We start from the raw sequence: 12412 nt of genomic DNA, 5'->3' as shown, positions 1-12412 counted from the left end.
CCCCCCAACCTGACAGGTCGGTGCTCCCGCGTCGAGGGGCCGACGGTGGGACGGGTGGTGTCAGACCGAGAGCGAGTGCGCGGCGTCCGGGCGGGTGACGTGGGTCCGACCGGTCGGTGCGGTCCACGTGCAGGTCCCGTCGGGCGTCATCGTCAGGCGCCAGCCCGCATGGTGCTTGAACCCGTGGTGCGTGGTGCACAGGCAGACGAGGTTGCCCACCTCGGTCGCGCCGGCCGGGTAGGGGGTCACGTGGTCGAGCTGGGCGCACTCGGCGGGTGTGCCGCACCCGGGGAAGCGACAGGTGCCGTCCCGCCGCCGGACGCGGCTCGCGACTGTGCGGCCCGGTCGGTAGGCGTGCGTGCTGTCGGTGACGACGGTGCCCGTGAGGGGGTCGGCCCCGACGACCCGGATGCGGGTCGCCGGGTCGGCGAGCAGCGCGGTGAGGTCGTCGGGCAGGAGGGCTCCCACGCGGCGGGCGTCGACGTGACCGGGCACGAACCAGGCTCCGACCTGTGCGGCGGCTCCGTCGGGTGGCCGGCCGGGAGGAGGGGCATGATCCAGGTGGGGGTTGCCACGGACGGTCAGGTCACGCGTCAGCTGCAGGGTGAGCTCGGCCTCGAGCTGGGAGGCGCGGTGCAGGTCGACGCCGCTGACCCACCGCAGGATGATGTCGTCGCGGCCGCTGCCCCCGCGCAGCACGTCGGCGGGCGAGCGGCGCTCGCCCCTCCGGTAGGTCCCGAGGCCACCCGGCTCCACGTCGCTCTCGTCGTCGACGAGCGCGGCCACGGGGACGACGAGCTCGACGGTCGTCTCCACGGTGGCGCGGGCCAGCACGAGGTCGACGAAGGCGTCGGCCCGCGCCTGGTCCATCGTCACCGGCTCGCCGGCATCGCGCCGGGCGCGGTGGTACTCCCGCGCCAGCTCGTCGACGGCGGCCCACACCTGCCGCGAGGGCTCGGTGGGCAGCCGCAGGCGCCAGGTGGTGAGTCCCGGCAGGTCACGGTCCGGGGAGCAGGTCACCGAGCGCTTGCGCCGGGCGCGGGCCGCGGCCTCGTCGACGCACGTGCGGTCCGTGGCCACAGCGGCCCGACGAGCCCGGCGGGTGAGGTCGGCGACCGGTAGGCCGAGGACGTCGTCCGCGAAGAGGCGAGCCTCGAACTCCTCGAGCTGGTGGTCGTCCAGCGGTTCGCTCGCCCGCACGATCGCGTCGGTCCGGTACGGCTCGAGGTCGCCGCGGCGCGCGCTCTCCCACGTGCCGGTCATCTCGTGGTCGACCCGGCGCGCCCGGTGGATGCGTGAGGACATCGTCCGCGGGGACACGTGCAGCAGCGGAGCCAGCGCCGCCGCCGCGAACTGCTCCTCGCCCGGGATCGGGAACCATCGCTCGCTGAACCCGACGCCCCTGGCCTGCGCCTCGGCACGCCGCGCCTCGAAGTCCCGTCGGCGCTCCTCGCGGTAGCGGTCGAGATCGCGGTCAGTCTCGTCGGCGAAGGTCGTCACGGCTGCGGTCTGCACCGCAGCGAGCGCGTTGGTGAGCCGCTGCGTCGCGGCCACGACCACCTCGGCCTCGGCGGCAGTCATCGCGACCAGGTCCTCACGCGTCAGAGCACCCAACGGCGCTGCGAGGGAGAAGGGCTCGGCCTCGAGCACGGCAGCGACATCCACCCCGACGGCACCGACTGCCGAGGTGGTGGAGACGCCCTTCGTGTCCATGACCACGACTCTAGGTGCGACCACCGACAACGCCCCGGACAACTCTGAAGAGCCGCCGGCTCAGCCCTCCGCCCAGCCGGTGTCGCAGCCCGAAGGGTTCAGGCCAGGGCCAGCCTGTAGCCGCGCTTGACGACGGTCTCGACGACGCGACGGTCACCGATGGCCTCGCGCAGCCGGGCGACGGCCACCTCGACGGCGTGACCGCTGGCGGAGTCGCCCGGCAGCACCTCGAGGACGTCGGCGCGGGTGACGACGTCCCCCTTCGCGGCGACGAGCAGGTGGAGCACGGACATGCCGCTCGGGGAGACGGCGAGCACGCGATCACCCAGGACGGCGGCGGTGCTGCGCAGCTGCAGCGGTCCGGCGACGGTCTCGACGGCCGTGGACACCATCGCCTCGTAGTGACCGACGACGGCGCGCACGAGCGACCCCAGCCGCGCCCGCTCCGGGAGCAGCGGGGCGATGCCGACGTGCTCGAGCGGACGTGCGGTGACCGGCCCGACGGCGGCGACGACGAGGCGCCCGGTGCGGGCCCGGCCGATGATCGACGGCAGGACGCCGGCGTCCTGCGCGGCGTCGAGCCAGGCCGCGGCGGCGGGGGCGGAGGTGAAGACGACGACGTCGACGTCGCCGACCGCCGCCTGCTCCACGCCGCAGGTCACCGCGGCGGTGTCCGGCGGTGGGCCCCACCGGTAGACGACGAGGGGAGTCACCGAGGCGCCGGCGGCGGCGAGGTCGACGTCGAGCTCTTCGCACCCAGCGCCATGGTGCTGGACCGCGATGCGTTGTCCGGCAACGCCTTCGGTGATGAGGAAGTCGCGGATCTCGACCGAGGTCTCCGACTCGGCGACCCAGTCGGCGTCGTGCCCGGCGGCCTGGATCGCCCCCCGGGCCTTGGGCCCGCGGGCGATGATCCGGGTGGCGTCGAGCACGTCGTGCAGCTCCTCGCCGAGCCCGGCGGCGTCGGCCGCCTCGACCCACCCGCGGAACCCGATCGCCGTCGTCACGACGACGATGTCGGGTGGCGCGGCGAGCAGTGCCCGGGTCCGCTCCACGAGCTCCGCGTCGGCGGTGTGCGGCACGATCGTCAGCGCCGGGGTGTGCACGACCCGGGCACCGCGCCGCTCGAGGGCGGCGCGCAGGTCACCGGCACGCCGGTCCCCGGTGACGAGGACGACGCACCCGGCGAGCAGCTGCGGCAGGCTCACGTGACGCTGCGGTCGAAGGGGGAGCCCGTCACCTCGTCGCCGGACGGCTCGATCCAGACCTCGCCGTCGACGACCGCCACGGGCCAGGTCCGCAGGTCGACCGGGTCGCTGCCGGCGCCGTCGAGGCAGGCGCCCGTGCGCAGGTCCCACACCTGCTTGTACATCGGCGAGATGACCGTCGGGACCCCGCCCCGCGTGCCGACGAGCCCACGGGCGATGACGTGGGCGCCGCTGTAGGGGTCGAGGTTGGCGATGCCGTGGACGAGATCGTCGTGCGTGCGGACGAGCGCGACCTGCAACCCGTCGACGAGGGCGACGGCGCCACGCTCGGGGACGAGATCGGTGAGGGCGCACAGATGCACCCGGGTCTGCGGGGGAGCAGTGGTCATGAGCGGACCTCCAGTGTCGTGCCGGCGATGAGGACGGACTCGTCCGAGCGCTCCTGCGGGGTGGCCGGGCGGGCCTGGCCGCGCTCGCCGACGTAGGCGAGCGAGTCGTCGACGGCGTCCGGGGCATTGACGAAGGACGCGAAGCGGGCCAGCTTGTCGGGGTCGGCGAGCGTGGCTGCCCACTCGTCGCGGTAGTTGCCGACGTGCGCGGCCATGGCCGCGTCGAGGTCGTCGGCGATGCCGAGGCTGTCGTCCATGACGACGGCGCGGATCGCCTCCAGACCCCCTTCGTGCTCCTCGACCCAGGGCGCGGTGCGCTGCAGGCGGTCGGCGGTGCGCACGTAGTACATGAGGAAGCGGTCGATGGTGCGCACGAGCGTCTCGGTGTCGAGGTCCTCGGCGAGCAGGCGTGCGTGCTTGGGGGTGAATCCGCCGTTGCCGCCGACGTAGACATTCCACCCGTGGTCGGTGGCGATGACCCCGACGTCCTTGCCGCGGGCCTCGGCGCACTCGCGGGCGCACCCGGAGACGCCGAGCTTGATCTTGTGCGGCGAGCGGAGCCCGCGGTAGCGCAGCTCCAGGTCGATCGCGAGTCCCACGGAGTCCTGAACGCCGAAGCGGCACCAGGTCGAGCCGACGCACGACTTCACGGTGCGCAGCGACTTGCCGTAGGCGTGCCCCGACTCGAAGCCCGCGTCGACCAGCCGCCGCCAGATGCCGGGCAGCTGGTCCATCCGGGCGCCGAAGAGGTCGATCCGCTGGCCGCCGGTGATCTTGGTGTAGAGGCCGTAGTCCTTGGCGACCTCACCGATCGCGATGAGTCCTTCGGGCGTGACCTCGCCACCGGGGATGCGCGGGACGACCGAGTAGGAGCCGTCCTTCTGCAGGTTGGCCATGACGTGGTCGTTGGTGTCCTGCAGCGCCGCCTGCTCGCCGTCGAGGATGTGGCCGGTCCCGAGCGAGGCGAGGATCGAGCCGATGACCGGCTTGCAGATGTCGCACCCTCGGCCGGTCCCGTGGCGCTCGATGATCTCGCTGAAGGTCCGCAGGCCCTGGACCCGCACGATGTCGAAGAGCTGGGCCCGCGACTGCTCGAAGTGCTCGCACAGGGCACTACTCACCTCGACGCCGGAGGCGGCGAGCTCGCTCGTCACGAGCTTCTTGACCAGCGGCAGGCAGGAGCCGCAGCTCGTGCCCGCCCTGGTGCACGCCTTGACCCCGGCGAGGTCGGTGCAGCCCCCTTCGCCGACGGCACAGCGGATCTCACCTGCGGTGACGTTGTTGCAGGAGCAGACCGCGGCCTCGTCCGGCAGGTCCCCGGCGGGTGCCGCGGCGGCCCCCTCGGGCAGGAGGTAGGCCGCGGGGTCGCCGCCGAGCTCACGGCCGACCATCGGGCGAAGGGAGGAGTAGGCGCTGGCGTCGCCGACGAGGATGCCGCCGCGCAGGGTGCGGGCGTCGTCGCTCATGACGAGCTTCTTGTAGACGCCGGCCACCGGGTCGGAGATAACGACCTCGAGCGAGCCGGGCTCCTGCGCGAAGGCATCGCCGAAGCTCGCGACGTCGACACCGAGGAGCTTGAGCTTGGTCGACAGGTCGGCCCCGGGGAAGGTCCCCGCGCCGCCGAGCAGCCGGTCGGCGACGATCTCTGCCATCGTGTAGCCGGGAGCGACCAGGCCGAGGCAGCGACCGCCGATGCAGGCGACCTCACCGATCGCGTGGATCGCGGGATCGGCTGTGGCACAAGCGTCGTCGACGACGACTCCGCCGCGCTCGCCGATCTCCAGACCGGCCTCGCGGGCGAGCTCGTCGCGCGGGCGGACACCCACGGCGAAGACGACGACGTCGACGTCGAGCGAGGGGCCCTCGCTGAACCTCATCCGGGAGACGGCTCCGCGCTCGCCGACGATCTTCGACGTCGCGGTCGAGGTGCGCACCGAGACGCCGAGGCCCTCGATGAGCCGCTTGAGGCCCTCGCCGCCCCCCTCGTCGACCTGCAGCGGCATGAGGCGCGGCGCGAACTCCACGACCGTCGTCTCGACCTCGAGCGCTCGCAGGGCCCCGGCCGCCTCGAGGCCGAGCAGGCCGCCGCCGACGACCGCGCCGCGGACCGGCCGGTCGAGCTCCTCGCGGCGGGTCTCGACGAACTCGCGCAGGTCGGCGACGTCGTCGATCGTGCGGTAGACGAAGGCCCCGCGCAGGTCCTTCCCGGGCACGGGCGGCACGGCGGCGTAGGAGCCGGTCGCGAGGACGAGGGAGTCGTAGGGCAGGACCTGGCCGGTGCTCGTCGTCACGGTCCGGGCCTCGCGGTCGATGCTCTCCGCCCGGACGCCGCGGCGGAGCGTGACGAGCGGGTCGTCCCACAGCTCCTGCCCGCCGAGGGCCAGGTCTTCGGGGTGCCGTCCGGTGAAGTAGGAGGTGAGGGCGACGCGGTCGTAGGGTGCGCGCGGCTCCTCGCACAGCAGCGTGACGGCCCACCGGCCGGCGTCGTCGCGGGCACGCAGCGCGTCGACGAGTCGGCGCGCGACCATGCCGCCGCCGACGACGACGAGCTGCTGCGGCTCGGTGGTGGGGGTGGTGGTCTCTGACATGGCGCTCAACTTAGACAGCCCTCGTTTCGGCTCGGTCTTGGTCGTGTTTCCCCGGTGTGAACCCGCCCTCACCGGGCGTGGTCGCGCGCTGTGAGGGGCCTGCGTCGGCGCCGAGCCAGTCGAGGATCCCGCACACCGCGTCGGTGCACCCACCGCAGCCGGTCGTCGCCCGGGTGCTGGCGGCCACCTGCTCCAGCGTCGTTGCGCCGGAGGCGAACTCGGTGCGGATGTCCCCCTTCGTCACGCCGTTGCAGCGGCAGATCGTCGCCCGGTCCGGGATGAGCGAAGGGGAGTCCCGTCGCGTCGTCGTGACGGCAGGCGCGATGGCCGGCAGCAGCAGGTGCGCCGGGTCTGCGGGCAGGGGAGTGCGACGGGTGTAGGTGGTGATCAGGTCGGTGCCGACGCGACCCGCGCCGACGGTCGTGGCGCCCACGAGCAGGCCGTCGCGCACGACGACCTCGAGGTGCCGTCCGGCGGCGGGGTCGCTGAGCTGCACGACGCGCAGGCCGGGGTCGTCGACCCGCCCGCTGCCGCACACACCCATCGTCACGATGTCGACACCGTGGGTCTTGGGCTTGACGACGTCGCCGACGCCGGTGGTCACGGCCCCGGGGTCGCGGCCGGTGAGCAGGTCGGCGAGACGACGGGCCTGCTCCCACCCCTGGGCGACGAGTCCGGTGGCGCCGCCGGGAGGTTGGGCGCAGTCACCGATGGCGTGCACGTGCGGGTCGCTCGTCGTCATGTCGGCGTCGACGAGGATGCCGCGGTCGACGTCGATCCCGGCCGCCTCGGCCAGCTGGGTGTTGGGCACGGTGCCGGTCGACAGCACGAGCAGGTCGGCGGCGAGCACCTCGCCGTTCGTCAGGTGCACCCGTCGCAGCCGGCCCTCCTCGATGACGACCTCCTGCGCCCCGACGCCGACGCGCTGGTCGACACCGGTGCGGCGCAGCGTCGACTCGACGACGCGGCTGGCGGCCTCGTCGAGCTGACGCTCCATGAGGGCGGGGGAGGGGTGGACGACGGTGACGGCGAGGTCGCGTCGGGCGAGCCCGCTCGCGGCCTCGAGACCGAGCACGCCGCCCCCGAGGACGATGGCGCGTCGGGCGTTGAGCGTCGCCGCGATGATCTCGCGGGCGTCGTCGATGGAGCGCAGCACGTGGACGCCGCTCGGCAGGTCACCGCCGGCTGGATCGTCACCGAGACCCGGGACCGTCGGGACCCGGGCGGCCGCCCCGGTGGCGATGACGAGCTCGTCGTAGGGGACCAGGGTGTCGTCGGCGAGCAGGACGTCGCGGCGCTCGCGGTCGATCGCCCGCACCGCGACGCCGCGCTGCACCGTGACGCGCGGGTGGTCGGGCGCGGGGAGGGCGATCGCCGAGAGCCCGCGCGTGCCCGCGACGACGTCGCTGAGCAGCACCCGGTTGTAGGGCTCGCAGGCCTCGTCGCCGAGCACCGTGACGAGGTGTTCGCCGGCGTGGTCGGCGGCCGTGAGGTCCTCGACGAATCGGGACCCGACCATCCCGTAGCCGATGACGACGATGTGGCTCATGCGCTGACCTCCAGCGGCTCGGGGACGAGATCGGTGGTGCTGGCGGCGACGTCGACGGCGCACACCTTGAACTCCGGCATCGACGAGATCGGGTCGACCGCGTCGTTGGTCGCCCGGTTGACGCTCCCGGCACCGGCGAAGTGGAAGGGCATGAAGACCGTGTCCGGCCGGACCCGGTCGGTGATCCGCGCGGGCGCGCTGACCGTGGCCCGCGCGGTGCGCAGGTCGAGCTGGTCGCCCTCCTCGATGCCCAGGCGGTGGGCGAGGAGTGGGTGCACCTCGACGAAGGGGGTCGGTTGCGCCGCGAGGAGCGCTGCCACCCGGCGGGTCTGTGCCCCCGACTGGTAGTGCTCGAGGACGCGCCCGGTGATGAGGAAGAGCGGGGCATCGCGCCGCAGGTCCTCGGCCGGGCCGACGTGGTCGACGGGCACGAGCCGGGCACGGCCGTCGGGCGTGGGGAAGTCGTCGAGGAAGGCGCGCGGTGTGCCCGGGTGAGGTGCCTCCCCTTCGCCGCTGGCGGGGCAGGGCCAGTGCAGGTCGCTCTCGCGGTCGAGGCGGGCGTGGCTCAGCCCGGAGTAGTCGGCGCGGCCGCCGACGCTCGCCCTGGCCAGCTCGTCGAAGACCTCCGACGGGACCGTCGACCACGTGCCCGGGGCATCGAGGCGAGCGGCGAGCTGCGACCACACCCACAGCTCCGAGACGACTCCCTCGGGCGGGTCGATCGCCTTGCGGCGGCGGATGATTCGGCCCTCGAGGTTGGTCATCGTGCCCTCCTCCTCGGCCCACTGCGTGACGGGCAGGACGACGTCGGCGAGGGCGACGGTCTCGGAGGGGACGACGTCGCAGACGACGAGCAGGTCGAGGGCACGCAGCCGCTCGGCGACCGCGTCGGCACGCGGCGCGCTGACGACGGGGTTGGCCCCGTGGACGAGAAGTGCCCGGGGTCCGCCGGGGGTGCCGAGGGAGCGCAGCAGCTCGACGGCCGGCAGGCCCGGGCCGGGCAGGTCGTCGGCGTCGACGCCCCAGACCGCGGCGACGTGTTCGCGGGCGGCCGGGTCGGCGATCATCCGGTAGCCGGGCAGCTGGTCCGCCTTCTGCCCGTGCTCGCGCCCACCCTGGCCGTTGCCCTGACCCGTGAGGGCGCCGTAGCCGCTCCCTTCGCGTCCGACGAGGCCGAGCGCGAGGGCGAGGTTGATCGCGGCGGTGACCGTCGCGGTGCCCTGGGTGGACTGCTCGACGCCGCGCCCGGTGAGGACGTGGACGCCCGCGCCTCCCCGTGCGGGGCTGGCCGCCGCGAGCAGCCGAGCGGTCGCCCGCAGGTCGTCAGCGGGCACCCCGCAGACCTGCTCGGCCCGCTCGGGCCACCACGCGGCGACGGAGCGGGCGACGTTGTCGAGCCCGCTCGTCCGCTCGGCGAGGTAGGCCTCGTCGGCGAGCGACTCGGCGAGGACGACGTGCAGCAGCGCCTGGAGCACGACGAGGTCGGTCCCGGGGACGGGCTGCAGGTGGACGCCCTGCCCGTCGTCGGTGAGGTCGGCCGTGGCCGAGCGGCGCGGGTCGACGACGACGAGCCCACCGGCCGCGCGAGCTCCCGCGAGGTGCCCGACGAAGGGAGGCATCGTCTCGGCGACATTGCTGCCGAGGAGCAGGATCGCGCCGGAGGTGTCCAGGTCGGTGATGGGGAAGGGCATGCCCCGGTCCATACCCAGCGAACGGTTGGCGGCGGCCGCGGCAGAGGCCATGCAGAAGCGGCCGTTGTAGTCGATGTGCTTGGTGCGCAACGCGACCCGGGCAAACTTGCCGAGCTGGTAGGCCTTCTCGTTCGTCAGCCCGCCACCGCCGAAGACGGCCACCGCGTCCGGCCCGTGCTCGGCCGCGATCGACCGCAGCCGGTCGGCGAGGAGGTCGAGCACCTCGTCCCAGCCCATTGGGTGCAGCTCGCCGTCGGAGCCGCGCACCAGGGGAGTGGTGAGCCGGTCGGGTGCGCGCAGCACCTCGGCCGACGTCCACCCCTTGCGGCACATGCCGCCCCGGTTGGTCGGGAAGTCGCGGCCCTCCACCTCAATTCGCTGGTCGAGGTGGGAGGCCGTCCGCGGCCGACCCTCGAGACCTGCCGTCCCGAGACCCACCGGCTCCATCGTCATCGCGCACTGCAGCGCGCAGTAGGGGCAGTGGCTGTCGACCATCAGATGCCCTCGCCGGCCAGGCGCGCGCCGCGGCGGACGTAGACCGCCCACGTGAGCGTCGCCATGAGGACGTAGGCCGCGATGAAGACCCCGATCGCCGGCACGAGCGAGCCGAAGCCCGTCGTCGACATGGCGAAGCCACGCGGCACGAGGAAGCCGCCGACGGCACCGACCGCACCGGCGATCCCGATGCAGCCGGCGGCACTGCGGCGGGCGATCGCGAGCTCGGCCCCGTCACGCACCCCGGCCCGGAAGACGGCCGGAATCATCCGATAGGTCGCGCCGTTGCCGATGCCGGCCCCGGTGAAGAGCACGAGGAACGCGAGCAGGAAGAGGACGAAGGAGTGCGCGGAGAGGGCGAGGATCGCCAGCCCCGCGGCGAGCCCCATGACGACGAAGGCCGCGATGGTCACCCGCGCGCCGCCGAGCCGGTCGGCGACCACCCCGCCGAGCGGGCGACTCGCCGCGCCGAGGACGGCGCCGAGGAAGGCGAGCGTGGTCGGCGCCTCGGGGAACTGGGTCTGAAGGAGCGTCGGGAAGGCCACCGAGTAGCCGATGAAGGACCCGAAGGTGCCGATGTAGAGGGTCGAGATGATCCACGTGTGCGGGTGGGACGCGGCCCGGGCCCAGCTGCGGTGGTCCGAGCGGGCCGTGCTCAGGTTGTCCATCCCGCGCCAGGCGCCCACGGCCGCCAGGATCACGAGCGGCGCGAAGACCAGGCCGGCCCGTTCGAGGTGGATCCCGGCACCCATCGCCACGACCGCCGGGATGACGAGCTGGACGAGCCCGGTGCCGAGGTTGCCGCCAGCGGCGTTGAGCCCCAGCGCCTTGCCCTTCTCCGACTCCGGGAAGAAGAAGGAGATGTTGGTCATCGACGACGCGAAGTTGCCGCCGCCGAGTCCAGCGAGTGCGGCGATGCCGAGGAGTACGGCGAAGGGGGTCTCCGGCCTCCCCACGACCCACGCCAGCGAGAGCGTGGGCAGCAGGAGGAGGAGCGCCGAGACGATCGTCCAGTTGCGGCCGCCGACGAGCGGGACCATGAAGGTGTACGGCACCCGGAGGCAGGCGCCGACGAGGCTCGGCACCGCGATGAGCCAGAACTGCTGGTCGAGGGTCAGCGTGAAGCCGGCTGCGGGCAGCTGCGGCACGACGACCGACCACAGCGCCCACACGCAGAAGCCGAGGAGCTCGGCGAGCACCGACCAGCGCAGGTTGCGGGCCGCGGCGGCCCGCCCTCCGGCGGCCCAGAAGCCGGCGTCCTCCGGGTCCCAGTGGTCGATCCACCGTCCGGCCCGGCGGATCGGGCCGACCGAGGTCGCGTCGAGGGGGACGGGAGGGGCGGTCGTCGAGGTCATGCGAGGAGGCTCGCAAGACCGTGTTTCGCCGTGCCACGGTTGGTGTAAAGGCTTCGTTACCTGCCCCGCACAGGGCCGCCGGGTGAGGTGTGAGGGGCTACGGCGTCTCGGTGAGGAAGACCGTCTCCACCGCAGGTGGGCCCCCGCTCAGCTGGTGCGCCGACCGCGGCAGCTCGGCGACCGACGCCTCGTGCCGGGCGCGCGCCGCCTCGAGCGTGCAGTGCTCGCGGCCGACCACCTCGCCGCCCTCGACGAGCAGGACCATGAGGTCACGGTCGTCGCCGTCACCGACGGGCTGCTCGCCGATGCCGAGCACCTCGGCCTCCGCGACGCCGTGCTGGTTGCGGCGGCGCAGGGCGTACTTGCGTCCGCCGATCGACTGCTTGTCCTTGCTCTTCTTCGCGACGCCGATCATCCGGCCCTGGTCGTCCTCGCGGGCGACGAGCTTGTAGACCATGGACGCGGTCGGGTGACCCGACCCCGTGACGACCCGGGTGCCGACCCCGTACGTGTCGACCGGCGCGGCCGCCAGCGCGGCGATCGCGTGCTCGTCGAGGTCGGAGGTGACGACGATCCGGGTCTCCGTCGCGCCGAGCGCGTCGAGCTGCTCGCGGACCTCGCTCGCCTGGACGACCAGGTCGCCCGAGTCGAGACGCACGCCACCGAGCGAGGTGCCGGCGACCTCGATGGCCGTCCTCACCCCTTCGGTCACGTCGTAGGTGTCGACGAGGAGCGTGGTGCCGGTGCCGAGCGCGGCGACCTGCGCCTCGAAGGCCTCCCGCTCGCTCTCGTGCAGCAGGGTGAAGGCGTGCGCGGCCGTCCCGCCCGTGGGCACGCCGTGGCGCCGCCCGGCCTCGAGGTTGGATGTCGACGCGAAGCCGGCGATGTACGCCGCCCGCGCCGCCGCGACGGCGGCCTCCTCGTGGGTGCGCCGGCTGCCCATCTCGATGACGGGACGCGTCCCGGCGGCGCCGGTCATCCGCGACGCGGCGGAGGCGACTGCGGAGTCGTGGTTGAGGATCGACAGCACGACGGTCTCGAGGATCACGCCGTGCGCGAAGTCGGACTCGACGACGAGCAGGGGCGAGTACGGGAAGTAGGTCTCTCCCTCCGCGTAGCCCCACACGTCGCCGTCGAAGCGGTAGTCCGCGAGGAAGTCGAGCGTCGTCGCGTCGACGACCTCCCGCGAGCGCAGGTCCTCGAGCTCGGCGTCCCCGAAGCGGAAGTCCTCGATGGCGTCGAGCACGCGGCCGACCCCGGCGAGGACGCCGTAGCGGCGCCCGGACGGCAGCCGCCGGGCGAAGGTCTCGAAGACGCACCCACGCGAGGCGGCGCCGCTGCGGAGCGCGGCCTGGAGCATGGTCAGCTCGTAGTGATCGGTGAGCAGCGCGGTGCTGGGTCGGGTCGTCACGCCCGCCACTCTA

General features: G+C 73.6%; 8 protein-coding genes. All 8 read right to left on the bottom strand.

All coding sequences use genetic code 11. The features are described from left to right. Window positions 1–60 precede the first annotated feature (60 nt). The 8 genes from V3C34_RS14435 to V3C34_RS14400 all read right to left on the bottom strand — a co-directional run bounded on the left by V3C34_RS14435 (window position 61) and on the right by V3C34_RS14400 (window position 12408). Window positions 61–1713 carry an HNH endonuclease signature motif containing protein gene (locus V3C34_RS14435; protein WP_346007485.1) on the bottom strand — a complete coding sequence of 551 codons (1653 nt, stop codon included), beginning with the start codon at window positions 1711–1713 and terminating at the stop codon, window positions 61–63. A 98-nt stretch (window positions 1714–1811) separates the two neighbouring features. Further along, window positions 1812–2921 (bottom strand): uroporphyrinogen-III synthase, encoded by a 1110-nt coding sequence (locus tag V3C34_RS14430; protein ID WP_068322325.1) that lies wholly within the window; start codon window positions 2919–2921, stop codon window positions 1812–1814. Further along, window positions 2918–3310, bottom strand: a complete 393-nt coding sequence (locus V3C34_RS14425; RefSeq protein WP_068322328.1) for a nitrite reductase (NAD(P)H) small subunit family protein — start codon at window positions 3308–3310, stop codon at window positions 2918–2920. Before V3C34_RS14425 ends, V3C34_RS14430 begins: the two co-directional genes overlap by 4 nt. Then, a complete protein-coding gene (gene nirB, locus V3C34_RS14420; RefSeq protein ID WP_068322330.1) occupies window positions 3307–5898 on the bottom strand; it encodes a nitrite reductase large subunit NirB in 2592 nt (863 codons plus the stop codon). The genes V3C34_RS14425 and nirB overlap by 4 nt, the downstream gene beginning before the upstream one ends. 10 nt (window positions 5899–5908) lie before the next feature. Beyond that, entirely contained in the window at window positions 5909–7447 is a 1539-nt protein-coding gene (locus V3C34_RS14415; RefSeq protein WP_068322334.1) for an FAD-dependent oxidoreductase, read from the bottom strand. Next, window positions 7444–9633 carry a molybdopterin oxidoreductase family protein gene (locus tag V3C34_RS14410; protein ID WP_068322337.1) on the bottom strand — a complete coding sequence of 730 codons (2190 nt, stop codon included), beginning with the start codon at window positions 9631–9633 and terminating at the stop codon, window positions 7444–7446. The genes V3C34_RS14415 and V3C34_RS14410 overlap by 4 nt, the downstream gene beginning before the upstream one ends. Further along, window positions 9633–10988 (bottom strand): MFS transporter, encoded by a 1356-nt coding sequence (locus V3C34_RS14405; protein WP_068322340.1) that lies wholly within the window; start codon window positions 10986–10988, stop codon window positions 9633–9635. Before V3C34_RS14405 ends, V3C34_RS14410 begins: the two co-directional genes overlap by 1 nt. Window positions 10989–11085: 97 nt before the next feature. After that, the gene (locus tag V3C34_RS14400) at window positions 11086–12408 is read right to left on the bottom strand and encodes a nicotinate phosphoribosyltransferase (protein WP_068322343.1); all 1323 of its coding nucleotides are present in this window, start codon (window positions 12406–12408) and stop codon (window positions 11086–11088) included. Between the last annotated feature and the right edge of the window lie 4 nt (window positions 12409–12412).

Origin of the sequence: Janibacter terrae, assembly GCF_039636765.1 — a bacterium.
Classification (GTDB): Bacteria; Actinomycetota; Actinomycetes; order Actinomycetales; family Dermatophilaceae; genus Janibacter; species Janibacter terrae.
The sequence above is the reverse complement of the archived record's forward strand: the minus strand, read 5'-3'. Positions and strand labels throughout refer to the sequence as shown.

What these genes read in the sequence shown, in the direction of transcription:
- V3C34_RS14405 (WP_068322340.1), bottom strand. Translation starts at nt 10,988, where the DNA reads ATGACCTCGACGACCGCCCCTCCCGTCCCCCTCGACGCGACCTCGGTC.
- V3C34_RS14425 (WP_068322328.1), bottom strand. Translation starts at nt 3,310, where the DNA reads ATGACCACTGCTCCCCCGCAGACCCGGGTGCATCTGTGCGCCCTCACC.
- nirB (WP_068322330.1), bottom strand. Translation starts at nt 5,898, where the DNA reads ATGTCAGAGACCACCACCCCCACCACCGAGCCGCAGCAGCTCGTCGTC.
- V3C34_RS14435 (WP_346007485.1), bottom strand. Translation starts at nt 1,713, where the DNA reads ATGGACACGAAGGGCGTCTCCACCACCTCGGCAGTCGGTGCCGTCGGG.
- V3C34_RS14410 (WP_068322337.1), bottom strand. Translation starts at nt 9,633, where the DNA reads ATGGTCGACAGCCACTGCCCCTACTGCGCGCTGCAGTGCGCGATGACG.
- V3C34_RS14415 (WP_068322334.1), bottom strand. Translation starts at nt 7,447, where the DNA reads ATGAGCCACATCGTCGTCATCGGCTACGGGATGGTCGGGTCCCGATTC.